Origin of the sequence: Mesorhizobium sp. Root554 (assembly GCF_001427025.1) — a bacterium.
Lineage (GTDB): Bacteria > Pseudomonadota > Alphaproteobacteria > Rhizobiales > Rhizobiaceae > Mesorhizobium.
Genome location: NZ_LMGA01000001.1, coordinates 2040020 through 2056017 on the forward strand (window position 1 = coordinate 2040020; position 15998 = coordinate 2056017).

Genomic DNA, 15998 nt, shown 5'->3' on the forward strand with positions numbered 1-15998 from the left:
TACGATCCAACCGAAAATTTCGACCTCGAAGCGCCGTGTTACAACGCTCGCGCTGTGGACCATCTTTATCGCGTTCGCGGTGCTCGGCCTAAAGGCGGTTGCCTGGATGATGACCGGGTCGGTCGCTCTCTATTCCGACGCGCTGGAATCGACCGTCAACGTCATCGCCGCCTTTGCCGCCTTCTGGGCGATCCGCGTCAGCCACAAGCCGGCCGACGACGACCACCCCTTCGGTCACCACAAGGCGGAATACTTCTCCGCTGTGCTGGAAGGCGTGCTGATCGTGCTGGCCGCGCTGCTGATCATCGCCGAAGTCTGGCGCTCCTGGCAGGCTCCTGTTCCGATCGAACAGCCTTGGCAGGGAATCGCCGTCAACGGCGTCGCCTCGCTCATCAATGCCGCATGGGCGTTCACCCTGATCCGCGCCGGCCGCGCGGAAAAATCGCCAGCCCTCGTCGCCGACGGCAAGCACATCATGACCGACGTCGTGACCTCGGTCGGCGTCATTATCGGCCTGGTCGGGGCCGTGTTGACAGGATGGCAGATACTCGATCCGCTGCTGGCGGTTCTGGTGGCGCTGAACATCCTCTGGCAGGGCTGGCATGTCATCGGGTCGTCCATGAACGGACTGATGGACCGCGCCGTGGACATCCACGAACACGTCCGCATCCGCGACATCATCTCCGCCAATTGCAAGGGTGCGATGGAGGTCCACGACCTCAAGACGCGCATTGCCGGGCGCGCCACCTTCATCGAGTTTCACATGGTGGTGGATGCCGACATGACGGTGGGCGAAAGCCACGTCATCTGCGACCGGATCGAAGACGCGCTGAGGGCGGAAATCCCCTCCGTGCGCGTCACCATCCATGTCGAGCCCGACGACGAGGCGAAGCTGCCAAAGGGCACCACCGCTGTCCCGTTTGCCTGAGGACTAAGTCCAGGCTCAACTCTGAATCACGGTGCGCAGGCGGATTGCGGCATCGGTTCGAGCCGGTAGACCGCATCGTCGGATGCGGTCTTGCCTTCCGCCGCTGCCGAGCAAAGATCGACGATCGGCAGGCTGCTGTTCGGATTGGCCAGCATCATCGTGCCATTCGCGCCGCGGCGCAGGAATATCTCCTTCTGAGACATATCGCAGGAGGAGCCACCCTTGCCGCCCGTGGCCGAGCAGCGCCACTGGTCGCCCTCACCCTGACAGGAATAGGTCTGCGTGGCCTTGGCCGCATTCTGCTTGGTCGTGACCGTGACGGACACGTCGGCATCGTTCGGCCAATATTGCGGATTTCCGGACGACGCAAAGGAAGCGAGTTCCGTCTGCCCGCGGAAAACGCGGATGGTCTGCGTCATCTGGTCGGCATGCGACTTCATGTGGGCGTCGTCATAGTCGCGGCCGTAGCAGAAAGGCTGGTCAGGCTTCAGCCTTTCGCGCAGCGGCTCCCCCAACGACGGATCGACGGGGTCTATCCTGGCGAATTCCGCCACACAGCTCTGCGCCGGCATCCGCTCCAGCCTGAAACCGTTATCATCGCTTCCAAGCGCCCGTTTCTCATACTCGGCGGCGCCAAGCTCATCTTCAGCGCCGATATCCAGGTAGAGATCGCGTGAAAGATCGTTGACGATGATGTGGTCCTTGCCGTCGAGCTTGAGCGAGGCCATGGTCCGATCGCATTCCATGCCGCAGCGGACCTCGCCGTCGCTGTTTTCGGCAAAGCTGCCGCACCATCCACTAACCCACTCCGGCTTTGCCGAACCGCGAACCGTCGTCGTCATGAAGCCGTTATAACCTGCATCGGCATCGCTGTTCACAGGCTCTTCGTTCGGCCGGCTGACCGGGTCCTTGCCGGAATAAAAGAAAATGCGCGCCACCTTCTGGTCCGGGTGGGATTGCAGGTGCGACTGGCTGTAGACGCGGCCGTAGCAAGCCTCGGCATCGGCTGGCTTGCCGCTCTCCTGCGCCGACGCCATCCCGGCGACAGCCGCCAAGCCGAGTCCCAAAGTAATGACTTTGAAAAGTGCCATACGCCCTCTCCCGCACGGGACCTGCCTGTATGGAATTTATGCTAAGAATGCCGAATGCGCCACGTCAATTGGCGATGACCCGAAACAGGAGGGAGCGGTGCTGCGTCGAGACATGTTTCGTGGACTTTTTGCCGGAGGAAGCGCGCTGTTGGGTCTGGGCGCTGCGCGGGCGGCGACCGCGCCAGCGAGGCAGAAAGTAGCCTACCATCTCAACGAGGTCGCCAAGGTCGGTTTCGTACTGGGCAATATCAAGAACCACTATGAGGGCACTGGCGGCAATGTCGACATCGTGCTCGTCGTGCACGGACCGGCGCTGTCGGCGTTCAGGCGCAACGGCGCTTCAGCCGCCATTTCCAGCCGTTTCGCCGGGCTGAGGAAGCAGGGGCTTGCCGTTCAGGCCTGCGCCAATACCATGAATGGCATGTCGCTCGGCCTGCCGGATCTTTTCGAGGGTTTCGCCAGCGCCGAGGCCGGCGGCGTGGTGCGGCTGGCCGAATTGCAGGCGCAGGGCTACGCCTATCTCCGGCCCTAGGCGCATTCGCGACTTGAACAGCGCGCCTGGAACGGCCAAGTTTGTCGTCAGGCGGCGGGACCGGCAGAGGAGGTTTTGAATGTACGGCCTGATCGGAAAGATGCGGGCGCTGCCCGGCAAACGCGACGAGCTGATCGACCTTCTGCTGGATACCACCGGTGCGCTGCCGGGTTGCCTGAGCTATCTCATCGCGCGCGACCCCGCCGATACGACAGCCATCTGGGTCACCGAGGTCTGGACCGATCGGGAAAGCCACAAGGCGTCGCTGTCCATGCCGCAAGTACAGGATGCGATCACCCGGGCGCGGCCGATGATCGCCGGTTTCGAGTTCCAGATCGAAACCGAACCGGTCGGCGGCTTCGGCCTGCCCGCTGCCTAGCGGGCACGCCGTCTGGGACGCAAAAAACGACGACATATCGGTTTTTTCGTCCGGCAGGGTTCGCTTTTTACCGCTTCGGGTCTAACAGGCGGCGATGGATAGTATGCCGGAACCGTCCCGCGTCGAGCCATTGGCCCGTCTTGCGCCCGCAATTCAATGGCTTTTGATCCTTGTCGTCTCGCTGCTTTTCTCCGGCGCGCTTGAATTCGCTGAACTTCCCGCCGCCTTGCTGCTCGGTCCCATGTTCGCGGCTATCGTCGCCGGCACCAATGGCGCCACCGTCCGCGTTCCACGCCTTGCCTTCGCCGCAGCTCAGTCCGTGGTCGGCTGCCTGATCGCGAGTTCCATATCTCCCGGCATTTTTTCCGTTTTCTATGCCGACTGGCCGCTTTTCGCGGCTACCGTCTTCGCCACCATCGCCGCATCGAGCCTTCTCGGCTGGCTGATCAGTCGCTGGCGCATTCTGCCCGGCACGACCGCCGTATGGGGGTCGGCGCCCGGCGCCGCCACCGCCATGGTGCTGATGGCCGGCGCCTTCGGGGCCGACCAGCGCCTTGTCGCCTTCATGCAATATCTGCGTGTCATCTTCGTCTCCATGGCGGCGGCCCTCATCGCCCGCATGTGGGTCGACACCACCGGCCTCGAACCCCCCGCCATTGTCTGGTTTCCACCCCTCGATCTGCCCGTATTTGCCGGCACCCTTGCCATCATCGCGGGCGGCGGCGTCGCCGGCCACCTGCTCCGGCTCCCCTCGCCCTATCTGCTCGGCACGATGATCCTGGGCACTGCGCTCCATCTCGGCGCCGGCGTGCCTTTTCAGTTGCCGCAATGGCTGCTCGCCCTCAGCTATGCGCTGGTCGGCTGGTCGATCGGCCTGAACTTCACCCGAGCGATCCTGCTGCACGCCGCCCGCGCCCTGCCACAGGTCGTCGGCTCGATCCTCGCCCTCATCGCCTTCTGCGGCGGCATGGCTTGGCTGATCAGCCATCTGCTCGGCATCGATCCGCTGACTGCCTATCTGGCGACCAGTCCGGGCGGCATGGATTCCATCGCCATCATCGCCGCCGCATCGCAGAACGTCGACATCTCCTTCATCATGGCGCTGCAGACAGTGCGCTTCATGATCGTGCTGCTGCTCGGCCCCAGCCTGGCCAAGCTGGTTGCGCGGGCTGTCAAGGAATGAAGCTGCCGGCCAAGAGCTTGAAGCGCGAGGCCCGGCAAGAGCGCGAGGCCCCGCAAGACGGACTTGCCACGTCTCGGCGCCTCCTGTAAGAAAGCCGCCATGAAAATGCGCCCGTCCTCGACCGCACATACTGCGTCCGGCATTGCCGGCGAGACGTTGCGCGCGCTTGCCTCGACCCTTCTTCTTCTCGGCCTTATCGGCGATCGCCGGGCCCGCTGAAGGAGCGCCCGGCGATCGATATCGCCGGCTGGCACCCTGCTCCTTGGCAAAACACATTCTGGAAACGACAATCGGATAGAGGCGCCGCCTGGCGCGTGATCGCTCGACGCGGTCCGCCGGGGCGCCCGGAGAAGAGACGATGAACGCAAGAACAGACGTACGATCCGCCGCGGCCAAGGGCATGCCGGACGCGCCGCGCAAATATGCGCCCTACCCCACGGTCGGACTGTCCGACCGCACATGGCCCTCCCGGAGGATCGAGAAAGCGCCGGTCTGGTGCTCGGTCGACCTGCGCGACGGCAACCAGGCGCTGGTCGACCCGATGGGCCACGACCGCAAGGCCCGCATGTTCCAGCTCCTGCTCGACATGGGTTTTCGGGAAATCGAGGTCGGTTTCCCGTCCGCCTCGCAGACCGACTTCGATTTCACCCGCTGGTGCATCGAGGAAGGCAACATTTCTGACAACGTCGATCTGCAGGTGCTGGTGCAGTGCCGCCCTGAATTGATCGCGCGCACCTTCGAGTCGCTCGATGGAGCGAAGACGCCGATCGTGCATTTCTACAATTCCACCAGCGAATTGCAGCGCCGCGTCGTGTTCGACAAGGACGTCGCCGGCATCAAGCGCATCGCCACCGACGCCGCCAAGATGATCACCGACATGGCGGCCAAGGCCGGCGGCGGATACCGCTTCCAGTATTCGCCGGAAAGCTTCACCGGCACGGAACTGGAAGTTGCGCTGGAGATCTGCAACGCGGTGGCCGAGATCGTCCGGCCGACGCCTGACAACAAGCTCATTGTCAACCTGCCGTCCACGGTGGAGATGGCGACGCCCAACACGTATGCCGACCGCATCGAATGGATGTGCCGCAACCTCGACAACCGCGAGAACCTGATCGTCTCCCTGCATCCGCACAATGATCGCGGCACCGCCGTGGCGACGACCGAACTCGGCCTGATGGCCGGCGCCGACCGGGTCGAAGGCACGCTGTTCGGCAATGGCGAGCGCACCGGCAATGTCGATATCGTCACGCTGGCGCTCAACATGTACACGCAGGGCGTCGACCCGTTACTCGACTGCTCGGACATCTCGCGCATGAAGGATGTCTACGAATATTCGAACCAGCTGCGCATTCCCGAGCGCCATCCCTATGTCGGCGAACTCGTCTATACGGCGTTCTCCGGTTCCCATCAGGATGCCATCAACAAGGGCATGAAGGCGCTGAAGAAGGCCAACACCGAACTCTGGGAAGTGCCGTACCTGCCCATCGACCCGCAGGATGTCGGACGCAGCTACGAGGCGATCATCCGCATCAACTCGCAATCCGGCAAGGGCGGCATCGCCTATGTACTGCAGGCGGACTACGGGCTGAACCTGCCGCGCAACCTGCAAGTCGAGTTCAGCCAGGAAATCCAGTCGATCACCGACGCCGAAGGCAAGGAAGTGCCGGTCAAGCGCATCCATGACCGTTTCGTCGAGGTCTATGTCGACCAGCCGGGCGGGCGCTTCAAGTTCCTCGACCATCACACCTATCCCGACACCGGGGTGAAGGGCCGCCGCATTGTCGAGGCGATCATCCTCGACAACGGCAAGGAGATCACCATCAGCGGCAGCGGGACCGGCCCGATCGACGGCTTCGTCGATGCGCTCTCCCGTCATCTCGGCATCGACATGTCGGTGCTCGACTATTCCGAGCATTCCCTCCAGCGCGGCTCCAATGCCTCAGCGATCTCCTATGTCGAGATGGAGTACCCCGGCGGCAAACTGTTCGGCGCCGGCATCAACACCAACATTGTCGCCGCTTCGCTCGAGGCGGTCGTGTCCGCCGCCAACCGCATAGCCGCAAAGGCTGGCAGCTGAACGCAATGCTTGCCCGGCTTGATCAATCCGATCAGCCGGGCACCCAAGCTTTGCATTCGCAGTGACCCGATGATTGCCTTCCAAGAAAGACCGAAGCACAGTGGCGGTCGCAAATGACTGACACTCCTTCGACAACCAATTCCGGGCTTTTTGCCGCCGAGCAGGACGGCAGTGGCCGAACTGGCGACAGGCAGACCGACAAACCACCAGTCGTTCTGCTGCACGGATTCGGCGGCTGCCATGCCATATGGCGCGATATCATTCGCAGTTTGGCCAACTCTGCGCGCGTGCTGGCTTACGATCTGCCGGGTCACGGCCAATCATTGACGGGGCCCGGCGCAGGCTCCGCCCGACGCACCGCCGCCGCCATTCTGGCCGACCTCGCGTCCCGCGATATTCAGCACGTTCATCTGGTCGGTCATTCCATGGGCGGCGCCATCGCCACCCTCATGGCCGTGGCCGAACCTGAACGCGTTGCGTCGCTGACCTTGCTGGCCCCCGGCGGCGTGGGTGAGGAAATCAACGGCGCTCTGTTGCGCCGTTACGCCGCTGCGGTCGATGACGACGAAATCCGGCAGTGCCTCGCCGCGATGTCGGGACCGCAAGCGCAAATCGCGGATGCCGCGCTCCACCCCTACCGAGAGATGCGGCGGCAACCCGGCCAGACCGCCATCCTGCTGGACATCGTCGGCATGATCGCGCGCGACGGGCGGCAGGGCGTCATCCCCGGCGAAATGCTGGCGGCGCTTCTCATGCCGGTCACGGTCGCCTGGGGCGACGCAGACCCTGTGCTGCCTTTCAAGCAAACCGAAAACCTGCCGCGGCACTTTAAGATCAGGCGACTTCCCGGTGTCGGACACATGCTTGTCTCGGAAGCCCCCAAGACCGTGACGGAGCTTATCCTCGCCGGCATCCGACCCGCATGCCCCTTGCCCTGACAAGGCCGGATGCATTCTGCTTCCGTTTATGTTAACCGGGTATTTACCATAATTGGGGCGCCTCCGATGAAGGAAGCCAACGATACGACAGCTCTGCCTGACACGTCGCGGAAGCTGACCGACGCCATAAGGGACGTGAAGAACGCGCTGGCCGACCGCGACGACGTCGTCGTCGACATGCGCGAGGCGCATCGCATGCGGCTGGACCTGCTGGCGGCTGAGCTGGCGCCGGTCTTCGCCGACGTGTCCGCGGACATCGACAGTTTCGATTTCGTCGTATCGTCCGGTTTGCAGCCCCGCCTGTGGATCGATGCCGTCAGCCATGTCGCCATGGGCCGTGACCGGCGTACCTATCGCTTCCTGAAGGACACTCGCATCGGCCGCGTCGTGCTGGCGGAATCGACGGACATGAAGCCGGTGGTCGATCAGGTCACCAAATACGTCGCCGAGCGCATCGTCGAACGCCAGCGGATGATGGAAGGCGGTGTCGAGCCCGCCATTGTCGATTTGAAACGCCCGGCCGTCCAGGAAGCCGAGCCGCCGTTAAAGGCTGTCTCGCGGCCGGACCGCTGGTCTGCCTTCTTCTCGGTGCTCGGACTGATCACCGCCGGCGCGCTCGCGGGGCTAGCGGTCTCGGCGATCCTCTTCTGGGACCGCATTTCGGCGATCAGGATCAGTTTCTAACCAGCGCCGACGCTGTATCCGACCGCAATTCGACCGTTTCGATGTCCGACGGCGGCATGGCCGCGCCTGTCAGGCCGCGGCGCGTCAGCCGCACCTGCCAACGCTCAGGCTCGCCTTCGATCTCGATGAGATTGTACTGCGACGGAGGATGCTTTCCGCCCGGCGCCTGGCCCGCTGCCGCGACGCCCACGACCGGTATCTTCGCCTTGCCGCTGCCGATCGAATAGAGCGACGGCAGGTGCGAATGGCCGTGCAACACCAGTTCAGCGCCGTGCGTACCAACTGTCTTGTGGAACCGCCCGATGCCGAACAGGCGCTTGTGCTGCGGCACCGCGCCCCGCACCGGCGGATGGTGGATCATGACGACGCGGAACAGGCCGCGCCTGCCGGTTTCCTCCAGAATCCTGGCCATGCGCGTCGCCTGCCCGTCCTCGAAGAAGCCGTTGGCCATGAATGGCGCGGTCGCGCGCGCGGTGGAAACGCCGATCAGCGCCACATTGCCGCGCACCCGCAGATAGGGGAAGGAATGGCGGCCGACCGTCGCGTTGGCGCCGTCGCCCGCCATCCAGGCTGCCCACGACCGGCAGATCTTGTCGAAGGCGCCCGGCACATAGGCGTCGTGATTGCCCGGCACCACCGATACATCGTGCGGCGGCCCCAGCGTTTCCAGCCAAAGGCGCGCCATCTCGATTTCACCGTCGAGCGCCAGATTGACCAGATCGCCGGTCACCGCCAGATGATCAGGCGCGTTGGCCTGAATGTCCGCGACAAGCGTATCGATCACCACATCATGCATGTGCCGGCGGCGGTTGCGCTGCCAGTTCACGTAGCCGACGACGCGCTTGGAGGCGAGATCGCGATAGGATACATCGGGCAGAGGCCCCAGATGGATGTCGGAGATATGCGCAAGCCTGAACATGTTTTCTTCTTACGGGAGGATTGCGCGGCTTTCCACTCACGCTTTGGCGCGCCATGAGCATTGCCGACCCGGACAGGCAGTTTCGCCAGACCGGCTGGGCCGGTTTGCGGGCGAAGCTCTTCCATCTTTTCTTTGTGATCAAACGGCCGATGACGCTGGGCGTGCGCGGTCTCGTCCATGATCGCGAGGCCAATGCCGTCTTCCTCATCCGCCATACCTATGTGCCCGGCTGGCAGCTTCCCGGCGGCGGCGTCGAGACCGGCGAAACCCTCGGCGAGGCACTGGAGCGCGAGCTTGCCGAGGAAGGCAACATCGTCTTTACCGCGCCGCCCCTGTTGAAATCCGTACATTTCAACCGCGGCACCAGCCGGCGCGACCATGTCGGCTTCTATCTGATCGAGGCCTTCCGCCAGAGCGGCCCGAAGCTGGCGGACCATGAGATCGCCGAGGCGGGATTTTTCCCGCTCGATGCCTTGCCTGATGGGCTCACCCCCGGGACACGCCGGCGTCTTGCCGAAGTCTTCGACGGCGCGGTTCCCTCGCCTTACTGGTAACTACGCAGCCTTCGCCAGACGCGCGCGATCGTGGGGGGCGGCGTACTCGATCTCCGGCCCAACCGGGATGATCCCGGTCGGGTTGATGGTCGCGTGGCTCCCGTAATAATGCGCCTTGATATGGTGCAGATTGACCGTGCCGGCCACGCCCGGCACCTGGTAGAGTTCGCGCAGATAATTCGACAGGTTCGGATAGTCGGCGATACGGCGCAGATTGCACTTGAAGTGGCCGACATAGACCGGGTCGAAACGCACCAGCGTGGTGAACAAGCGCCAGTCCGCCTCCGTTATGACGTCGCCGGCAAGGTAGCGTTGCCGCGACAGGCGTGCGTCCAGAGTGTCCAGCGCCGCGAACAACTCGCCGAACGCTTCCTCGTAGGCCGCTTGTGTCGTCGCGAAGCCGGCGCGGTAGACACCGTTGTTGACCGCCGGATAGACCAGCGCGTTCACCGCATCGATTTCCTCGCGCAGCGCGGTCGGATAGAAATCGACGTGGGCGTCGCCCCATGCGTCAAAGGCCGAATTCAGCATTCGGATGATTTCGGCAGACTCGTTCGAGACGATGGTCTGTTCCTGCTTGTCCCACAGCACCGGCACCGTCACCCGGCCCGAATAGTTGGAGTCGGCCTTGATATAGATCTGGTGCAGGAACTGCAGGCCATAGAGCGTGTCGCCGGTGGCGCCATCCTCGGCGAGGAACGTCCAGCCATCCTTGCCCATGAAATGATGGACAACGGAAACGGAAATGACGTCTTCCAGCCGCTTCAGCGCCCGGAAGATCAGCGTGCGATGCGCCCACGGGCAGGCAAGCGAGACGTAGAGATGGTAGCGGCCGGGTTCGGCCTTGAACCCGCGCTGGCGGCCCTCAGCTGGCTGGCCATCGACGGTGACCCAGTCGCGCCACTGTGATTCCGCCCGCACGAACTTGCCGCCGCTTTCCTTGGTGTCGTACCAGCGGTCCTGCCATTTTCCGTCGACAAGCAAACCCATCGTACAGTCCCCGTTTCTACTGGCTCTATGTAGGCGGAAATCTTCGCGTGCAAAGCTTTTGCGATGAACGCATCGTCAACAGATCGAAATGCGCGGAAGAACGATTGCCGGGGTCCGAATTTGATGCTAGCGGAACGCGCATGATGGATTTCCTGGCAAATGTCCGGTTCGACCGACGACGAAAGGCCGCCCGCGCTTGAAGCGCTGACTGGCGAACGCTGCCGTTTGCAGCACCTTTCTTCTTATCCGGAACGCTAAGACCATGAGCCTTGCCGACGTTAAATACCTGCCGGAAAGCCCGGCCCACGATCCCGAAATCGACATCATCAACGAAGAAGCCTTCGGGCCGGGACGCTTCGCGCGTGCCGCCTACAAGATCAGGGAAGGCGGTCCGCATGAGCGGAACCTTTCCTTCGTCGCGGTCGATGGCGGCGCCGTCATCGCTTCCGTACGCATGACGCGCATCACCGCCGGCAAGGGCCGCGCCTTGCTGCTCGGACCGTTGGCGGTGCGCCCCGCCTTCAAGAACCTCGGCATCGGACGTCATCTTGTCGCCATGTGCCTGGAAGCCGCCGCCAAGGCCGGCTGGCCCGCCGTGGTTCTGGTAGGCGACGAGCCATACTACGGCCCGCTCGGGTTCCAGCGGATACCGGCCGGCCGGGTTTCCATGCCGCGCCCGGTGGATTTCAACCGTCTGCTGGCGCATGAGATCATGCCGGGCGCGGTCGCAAAACTAGCGGGCGAGATCGCTCATGCGGGCGGGACGGAAGCTATCGCATCCGGCGACACAAAGGCGGCTTGACGCTCGCGGAAGTTGCGGCCTATTGCGGGCCGGAGCGCAAATACGCTCTCTATATTTGTCGGGCGACATTTGTGCTGTGGGGCGTCTTTATCCTGCGACAGGTCGCTTCAATTGCAGCAGGAGGAGGGAACGCATGAATCCGAACGGCCAGATTGCAATCGTCACCGGCGGTGGCTCGGGTCTCGGCGAGGCGACGGCGCGCGCGCTTGCCGCCAAGGGCGTCAAGGTCGCCATCCTCGATCTCGGCATCGATCGCGCCGCCAAGGTGGCCGAGGAGATCGGCGGCGTGGCGGTCAAATGCGATGTGAGCAGCGCCGAAAGCGGCGCCGCGGCAGTCGCAGAGACTGCTTCGAACCTCGGCCCGGCCCGCATATTGGTGAATTGCGCCGGTATCGCCATCGGATCGAAGACCGTGGGCAAGGAAGGCCCCCACCCGCTGGACCAGTTCCGCAAGGTTGTTGAGATCAACTTGATCGGCACCTTCAACATGATCCGGCTTTTCGCCGACGCCGCTTCGAAACTTGAAGCCCTCGATGGCGGCGAGCGTGGCGTCATCGTCAACACCGCCTCCGTCGCCGCGTTCGACGGCCAGATCGGCCAGGCGGCCTATTCCGCATCCAAGGGCGGCGTCGTCGGCATGACGCTTCCCGTCGCGCGCGACCTCTCCCGCTCCGGCATCCGCGTCTGCACCATCGCGCCCGGCATCTTCAAGACACCGATGATGGCCGGCATGCCGCAGGAGGTGCAGGATTCGCTCGGCGCGGCGGTGCCCTTCCCGCCCCGGCTGGGCGAACCTTCGGAATATGCGGCGCTGGCGCTCCATATCATCGAAAACCAGATGCTCAACGGCGAAACCATCCGCCTCGACGGAGCCATCCGCATGGCGCCGAAGTGATTGCCGGCTGGGCCTTGCAACGATGACCGAACCGGCAGACGGCAAGAAAGACGTCATCCGCCAGACGGACGCCGTGGCGATCCGGCTGGCCAGGACGCTCGTTCGCAGCGCCCGCTTCGGCGCGCTGGCGGTGCTGGAGCCGGAAACCGGTGCGCCGTTCGTCAGCCGCGTCGGCGTCGCCACCGATATGGATGGCGCGCCGCTCATCCTGGTGTCCGGGCTGTCGGCTCACACCAGGGCGCTCATGGCGGATGCCCGCTGCTCGCTTCTGCTTGGCGAGCCAGGCAAAGGCGACCCGCTGGCCCACCCGCGCCTCAGCCTGATCTGCGCCGCCAACCGCCTGGACCAAGACACGCCGGACCATCAGCGGGCCGAACGACGCTATCTGAACCGCAATCCCAAGGCGAAGCTCTACGTCGGGCTCGGCGACTTCAGCTTTTTCCGGTTGGAGCCGCGGCGCGCCAGCCTGAACGGCGGTTTCGGCAAGGCCTACCTGCTCGATCACGCCGACCTTCTGATAGAAGGTGATATCAACGCGCAACTCGCGGCCGCGGAACAGCCCGCGCTCGAGCATATGAACGCCGATCATCTCGAAGCGATCGCCATCTATGCCAGCCACTACGCCAAGGTGGAAGGCAATGGCTGGGTGCTCACCGGCTTCGACGCCGAAGGCATGGACCTCGCCAGCGGCGACCGAATCGGTCGGGTGTTTTTCCCGCAACCGCTCTCGGCAGCGCAGGACCTCAGGACGGTTCTGGTCGCCATGGCGAAGGCCGGACGCGCGGCATAAGTGCCAATAAACCAACCGTCTGCAACTGGAAGTAAGTCTGTCCTTGATATTTGGAAAAGATGTTCTAAGATTTTTTACGCACCCGTAGGTACGATGCAGATATAAAAATGCACCCAATGGCCCCTATAGCGTCCGAACCGGGAGGGGTAGCCCTTGCTTCGACAAGGCTTATTGCGGGTGTTGGCTTGGCAGCTGAATTTCTGGCGGTGATGGGCAATGAAAAGCGGCTCGTCATCATGACCTATCTGGTCGATCACGAGCTGTCCGTCGGTACGATTGCAAAGATGGTATCGCTCAGCCAGTCGGCGTTATCGCAGCATCTGGCCAAGCTGCGGGCCGTTGGCCTTGTCCAGACTAGGCGCGAACGCCAGACGATTTACTATTCCTGTAGTTGCGCGGCCGTTTCCGACCTTTTGAATGTGCTGAGGTCGATCTATGGCGAGCGCCCTCGGGGGAAGGCAGACGGAAACGCAGCGTCGCCGACCGAGCATCGTGTCCGGCTGGAATGCGAAAAAAACAAATAAATAGGGCCCCTTGACGCCCCTGTGGCGGGTGCCTTTAAGCAAGTGCATGAACCTCATCCGCATCGAAGATCCCGCAGATCCGCGGGTGGCGTCTTTCCTCGACATCCGCGAACGAGATCTGGTCGGGCGCCGCGACAGGTTCGTTGCCGAGGGCAAGGTTGTGCTCGGCGCCCTGCTGAAATCGGCGCGCTTCAGGGCAGAATCGGTGCTCGTGCTGGAGAACCGCCTTGCCGGTCTCGAAGAAACCTTGCGCGACGCAGCGTCCGACCTCCCGGTCCATGTCGTGACCAGCGCGGTCATGGACCGGATCGCCGGCTTCCATATGCACCGCGGCATTCTCGCAATTGGATGCAAGGGCGAAATGCCGGATACGGCAGCCCTGCTCGACACGCTGCCGGAATCGGCTCTTGTGGTCGTACCGATCGGCATCGCCAATCACGACAATATGGGAGCGATCTTTCGCAACGCAGCCGCGTTCGCGGCCGACGCCGTGTTTCTGGATGGAACCTGCTGCGATCCGCTTTATCGCAAGGCGATCCGGGTTTCGGTCGGCGCGGCGCTACGCCTGCCATTCAGTGTGTTCGACGACGCCGCCGATTTCATCGCCCGCCTGGACGCCAGAGGCTTCTCCCAGTTCGCGCTGTCGCCCGCCGGCGCCCTCAACATCCGTGACGTCCGGCGCGATGGCAACACGGCGCTCTATCTGGGGACTGAGGGAGAAGGCTTGCCGGCAGAGCTGATGAGCCGGATGCAGACCCTGCGCATCGACATGTCTGCCGGCTTCGACAGCCTCAATGTCGCCGCCGCCTCGGCCATAGCGCTTCATCGCTTCGCCGATTTTAAGCGCTAGTACGGCGTCATCCGGCTGCGCCGTCGCGCAGCGCCCTGATCCGGTCGGCTAGGCTCGGGGACCCATCGACGCCACTCTTGGCCGGACCGCCGACCACCTTGGCTGCCGGCGATTCCGGGCCTTCGAGTCGGATGGTCAGGTTCACGATCTCGGCAGCGAGTTCGCTTATCTGCTCGCGCAATTCCGCGTCACCCGCCAGCGTCCCGCGCTGCCCCTCTCCCGCCAATTCGCTTCTGAGCCGCTTGTTCTCGCGCGCCAGCACCGTCAGGCGTTGCTCCAGCCGCCGGCGGTCCGCCTCAACTTTGGCCTGCGCCGGATCGGCGTCGTTCGCTGGCGTAACAACGCCTGCGAAATCGTCAGCAGTCGATACAGGCTCTCCGCCGTCGTTCGTCATGATATTTGCACCCGGGGTCCGTTCACGCAGCCGCTGCAAATCTTTCTCGCGGCGCTCGAGCTTGTCGTCCCGATCGGCCAGAGTCGCCAGCAGCCGCTCCAGTTTCTTGTCCAGTTCGCCGCTTTTCGTCTTCTCGGCCTTCAGCTCTTCCTGTGCCCTGCGGGTTTCCTCCAGCGCCAGCTGGTAGCGTCGGTCAGCCTCCTTGCGCTGGCTGCGCAATTGGGAAACGTCGCCGGAAATCTTGTCGATCTGGGATTCGCGCGCCACCAGTTCGATCTGCCGGTTGCTTGATGAGAAACTGGCCTCGTCGTAGAGCTTTTCCAGTTCCCCTAACGCGGTTTCGCGCTGCTTGAGCGCCTGCTCGGCCTTGGCCAGCTTCTCGGAGCCGAGTTGTATCTGTTCCTCGCGGCGGCCCAGTTCCGCTTCCAGTGCCGCGATCCGGGCCTCGAGCTGGGAAGCGGCCTCTTCCCTGGCTGTCAGCGACGCCTTTGATGCCTTGAGGTCTTCATGGCCGCGGGCGATCTCGACCGTCTGGGTGGCGGCCTTCTCCTGCAGCGCCTTGTTGGTGACCTCCAGCCGGCGGACAGCCATGGCGTGGTCGGCTCTTGCGCGATCCTTGTCGGCCTGGATTTCGGCAAGCGTCATGGGCAGCGAGGCCTCGACCCGTCGCTGAGTCAGCCGCACCGCCCGCCGCCAGATGGCGGGCCCCAAGAGCACGGCCAGAAAGCCCGCGCACAGGAAACCGAGGATGAAGAACAGAGCCGACTGAACCAAGAATACCTACCCAAGCAGGCCGACATGCGCCTGATCGGCATCAGCCTATACGGCGCATGACGGAAATCCAACGCGCCGGCAAGGGGGACGCACGGCGTCGGGTTGTGAACCGGATCAGAACGGATTCCAGGTCGCCTGCTGCGTCAGTTTCAGATAGCCGAGATTGACGCCAAGCCGCGCACCGACACCCGTGCGTATCGGAACAAGCAGCATATTGCCGTTCTTGAGCACGTTGAACCCGGCCCCGGCCACGACATAGGCCGAACCGGCGACACCGCCGAACCGGGTGTAGAGACCGCTGACGTCATCGAGATTGTAGACGAGCATCATCACGCGCGAGCCCTGGCCACCAAAATCCCAGCCAAGCGACGGCCCCTGCCAGAACACCTTATGATCGCCCGCATTCTTGGTGTAAAGCGTGCCCTCGCCATAGGTCAGGCCGCCGACCAAGGCTCCGGAGCCCTCTTCGCCCAGCAGATAGCCATTCGGCAGACCGTAGGATGCGAAGACTTTCTCCACCACTGTCGCAAGACCTCCGGAGGTCGAGCCGAAAAACCGGTGTCCGGAATCGACGATCTCCTGCGCCGTATATTCCTCAGCCTGCGAAGCAGAGGCTGAAAATGCGATTGTGCCGGCGAGAGCCGCCATCATGGCGATGACACGGAACAAAGTCCGGTCGAAAAATCGGGAAAAC

At 63.4% G+C, this 15998-nt stretch carries 18 protein-coding genes; 13 read left to right on the forward strand and 5 right to left on the reverse strand.

Annotation, left to right across the window (positions count from 1 at the left end; all coding sequences use genetic code 11):
• Positions 1–16: 16 nt before the first annotated feature.
• Entirely contained in the window at positions 17–928 is a 912-nt protein-coding gene (locus tag ASD44_RS09930) for a cation diffusion facilitator family transporter (RefSeq protein ID WP_056115847.1), read from the forward strand.
• 26 nt (positions 929–954) lie between these two features.
• Here ASD44_RS09930 and ASD44_RS09935 read toward each other — a convergent pair whose 3' ends face one another.
• Positions 955–2019, reverse strand: a complete 1065-nt coding sequence (locus tag ASD44_RS09935; protein ID WP_056111137.1) for a hypothetical protein — start codon at positions 2017–2019, stop codon at positions 955–957.
• A 97-nt stretch (positions 2020–2116) separates the two neighbouring features.
• Here ASD44_RS09935 and ASD44_RS09940 point away from each other — a divergent pair, with 97 nt between their 5' ends.
• The 6 genes from ASD44_RS09940 to ASD44_RS09965 all read left to right on the forward strand — a co-directional run bounded on the left by ASD44_RS09940 (position 2117) and on the right by ASD44_RS09965 (position 7812).
• Complete coding sequence (locus ASD44_RS09940; protein WP_082542435.1) at positions 2117–2551, forward strand: DsrE family protein; 435 nt, start codon at positions 2117–2119, stop codon at positions 2549–2551.
• 79 nt (positions 2552–2630) lie between these two features.
• The gene (locus ASD44_RS09945) at positions 2631–2930 is read left to right on the forward strand and encodes a putative quinol monooxygenase (protein WP_056111140.1); all 300 of its coding nucleotides are present in this window, start codon (positions 2631–2633) and stop codon (positions 2928–2930) included.
• Positions 2931–3024: 94 nt separating this feature from the next.
• Entirely contained in the window at positions 3025–4113 is a 1089-nt protein-coding gene (locus tag ASD44_RS09950; RefSeq protein WP_056111142.1) for an AbrB family transcriptional regulator, read from the forward strand.
• A gap of 358 nt (positions 4114–4471) precedes the next feature.
• Positions 4472–6190 carry a 2-isopropylmalate synthase gene (gene leuA / locus ASD44_RS09955; protein ID WP_056111144.1) on the forward strand — a complete coding sequence of 573 codons (1719 nt, stop codon included), beginning with the start codon at positions 4472–4474 and terminating at the stop codon, positions 6188–6190.
• 113 nt (positions 6191–6303) lie between these two features.
• Complete coding sequence (locus tag ASD44_RS09960) at positions 6304–7128, forward strand: alpha/beta fold hydrolase (protein WP_082542436.1); 825 nt, start codon at positions 6304–6306, stop codon at positions 7126–7128.
• Positions 7129–7194: 66 nt separating this feature from the next.
• Positions 7195–7812 carry a hypothetical protein gene (locus ASD44_RS09965; protein ID WP_056111146.1) on the forward strand — a complete coding sequence of 206 codons (618 nt, stop codon included), beginning with the start codon at positions 7195–7197 and terminating at the stop codon, positions 7810–7812.
• Here the strand turns inward: ASD44_RS09965 and ASD44_RS09970 are convergent.
• Positions 7802–8731, reverse strand: a complete 930-nt coding sequence (locus tag ASD44_RS09970; RefSeq protein ID WP_056111148.1) for a metallophosphoesterase — start codon at positions 8729–8731, stop codon at positions 7802–7804. The genes ASD44_RS09965 and ASD44_RS09970 overlap by 11 nt on opposite strands.
• 53 nt (positions 8732–8784) lie before the next feature.
• On the opposite strand from ASD44_RS09970, the gene ASD44_RS09975 reads away from it, so the two are divergent.
• Positions 8785–9285 carry an NUDIX domain-containing protein gene (locus tag ASD44_RS09975; RefSeq protein ID WP_056111150.1) on the forward strand — a complete coding sequence of 167 codons (501 nt, stop codon included), beginning with the start codon at positions 8785–8787 and terminating at the stop codon, positions 9283–9285.
• Here ASD44_RS09975 and ASD44_RS09980 read toward each other — a convergent pair whose 3' ends face one another.
• The gene (locus ASD44_RS09980) at positions 9286–10275 is read right to left on the reverse strand and encodes a glutathione S-transferase family protein (RefSeq protein ID WP_056111152.1); all 990 of its coding nucleotides are present in this window, start codon (positions 10273–10275) and stop codon (positions 9286–9288) included.
• A 262-nt stretch (positions 10276–10537) separates the two neighbouring features.
• Here ASD44_RS09980 and ASD44_RS09985 point away from each other — a divergent pair, with 262 nt between their 5' ends.
• From ASD44_RS09985 to ASD44_RS10005, 5 genes are all read left to right on the forward strand, one after another.
• A complete protein-coding gene (locus tag ASD44_RS09985; protein ID WP_056111154.1) occupies positions 10538–11077 on the forward strand; it encodes an N-acetyltransferase in 540 nt (179 codons plus the stop codon).
• 133 nt (positions 11078–11210) lie between these two features.
• Entirely contained in the window at positions 11211–11972 is a 762-nt protein-coding gene (locus ASD44_RS09990; protein WP_056111156.1) for a 3-hydroxyacyl-CoA dehydrogenase, read from the forward strand.
• Between the two features lie 22 nt (positions 11973–11994).
• Positions 11995–12762, forward strand: coding sequence for a HugZ family protein (locus ASD44_RS09995; protein ID WP_056111158.1), 768 nt, complete (start codon positions 11995–11997; stop codon positions 12760–12762).
• Positions 12763–12878: 116 nt separating this feature from the next.
• Positions 12879–13286 (forward strand): metalloregulator ArsR/SmtB family transcription factor, encoded by a 408-nt coding sequence (locus ASD44_RS10000; RefSeq protein ID WP_056115853.1) that lies wholly within the window; start codon positions 12879–12881, stop codon positions 13284–13286.
• Between the two features lie 46 nt (positions 13287–13332).
• Positions 13333–14136 (forward strand): RNA methyltransferase, encoded by an 804-nt coding sequence (locus ASD44_RS10005; RefSeq protein WP_056111160.1) that lies wholly within the window; start codon positions 13333–13335, stop codon positions 14134–14136.
• A gap of 7 nt (positions 14137–14143) precedes the next feature.
• On the opposite strand, the gene ASD44_RS10010 is transcribed toward ASD44_RS10005, so the two are convergent.
• Both ASD44_RS10010 and ASD44_RS10015 read right to left on the reverse strand, forming a co-directional pair.
• A complete protein-coding gene (locus tag ASD44_RS10010) occupies positions 14144–15304 on the reverse strand; it encodes a hypothetical protein (protein ID WP_056111162.1) in 1161 nt (386 codons plus the stop codon).
• Positions 15305–15418: 114 nt separating this feature from the next.
• Positions 15419–15952 (reverse strand): EipA family protein, encoded by a 534-nt coding sequence (locus ASD44_RS10015; protein ID WP_244478833.1) that lies wholly within the window; start codon positions 15950–15952, stop codon positions 15419–15421.
• Between the last annotated feature and the right edge of the window lie 46 nt (positions 15953–15998).

Excerpts from the sequence above, each read along its gene's own strand:
- ASD44_RS09935 (WP_056111137.1), bottom strand. The coding sequence starts at position 2,019 with ATGGCACTTTTCAAAGTCATTACTTTGGGACTCGGCTTGGCGGCTGTC.
- ASD44_RS09945 (WP_056111140.1), top strand. The coding sequence starts at position 2,631 with ATGTACGGCCTGATCGGAAAGATGCGGGCGCTGCCCGGCAAACGCGAC.
- ASD44_RS09950 (WP_056111142.1), top strand. The coding sequence starts at position 3,025 with ATGGATAGTATGCCGGAACCGTCCCGCGTCGAGCCATTGGCCCGTCTT.
- leuA (WP_056111144.1), top strand. The coding sequence starts at position 4,472 with ATGAACGCAAGAACAGACGTACGATCCGCCGCGGCCAAGGGCATGCCG.
- ASD44_RS09960 (WP_082542436.1), top strand. The coding sequence starts at position 6,304 with ATGACTGACACTCCTTCGACAACCAATTCCGGGCTTTTTGCCGCCGAG.
- ASD44_RS09965 (WP_056111146.1), top strand. The coding sequence starts at position 7,195 with ATGAAGGAAGCCAACGATACGACAGCTCTGCCTGACACGTCGCGGAAG.
- ASD44_RS09970 (WP_056111148.1), bottom strand. The coding sequence starts at position 8,731 with ATGTTCAGGCTTGCGCATATCTCCGACATCCATCTGGGGCCTCTGCCC.
- ASD44_RS09975 (WP_056111150.1), top strand. The coding sequence starts at position 8,785 with ATGAGCATTGCCGACCCGGACAGGCAGTTTCGCCAGACCGGCTGGGCC.
- ASD44_RS09980 (WP_056111152.1), bottom strand. The coding sequence starts at position 10,275 with ATGGGTTTGCTTGTCGACGGAAAATGGCAGGACCGCTGGTACGACACC.
- ASD44_RS09985 (WP_056111154.1), top strand. The coding sequence starts at position 10,538 with ATGAGCCTTGCCGACGTTAAATACCTGCCGGAAAGCCCGGCCCACGAT.
- ASD44_RS09990 (WP_056111156.1), top strand. The coding sequence starts at position 11,211 with ATGAATCCGAACGGCCAGATTGCAATCGTCACCGGCGGTGGCTCGGGT.
- ASD44_RS09995 (WP_056111158.1), top strand. The coding sequence starts at position 11,995 with ATGACCGAACCGGCAGACGGCAAGAAAGACGTCATCCGCCAGACGGAC.
- ASD44_RS10000 (WP_056115853.1), top strand. The coding sequence starts at position 12,879 with ATGGCCCCTATAGCGTCCGAACCGGGAGGGGTAGCCCTTGCTTCGACA.
- ASD44_RS10005 (WP_056111160.1), top strand. The coding sequence starts at position 13,333 with ATGAACCTCATCCGCATCGAAGATCCCGCAGATCCGCGGGTGGCGTCT.
- ASD44_RS10015 (WP_244478833.1), bottom strand. The coding sequence starts at position 15,952 with ATGGCGGCTCTCGCCGGCACAATCGCATTTTCAGCCTCTGCTTCGCAG.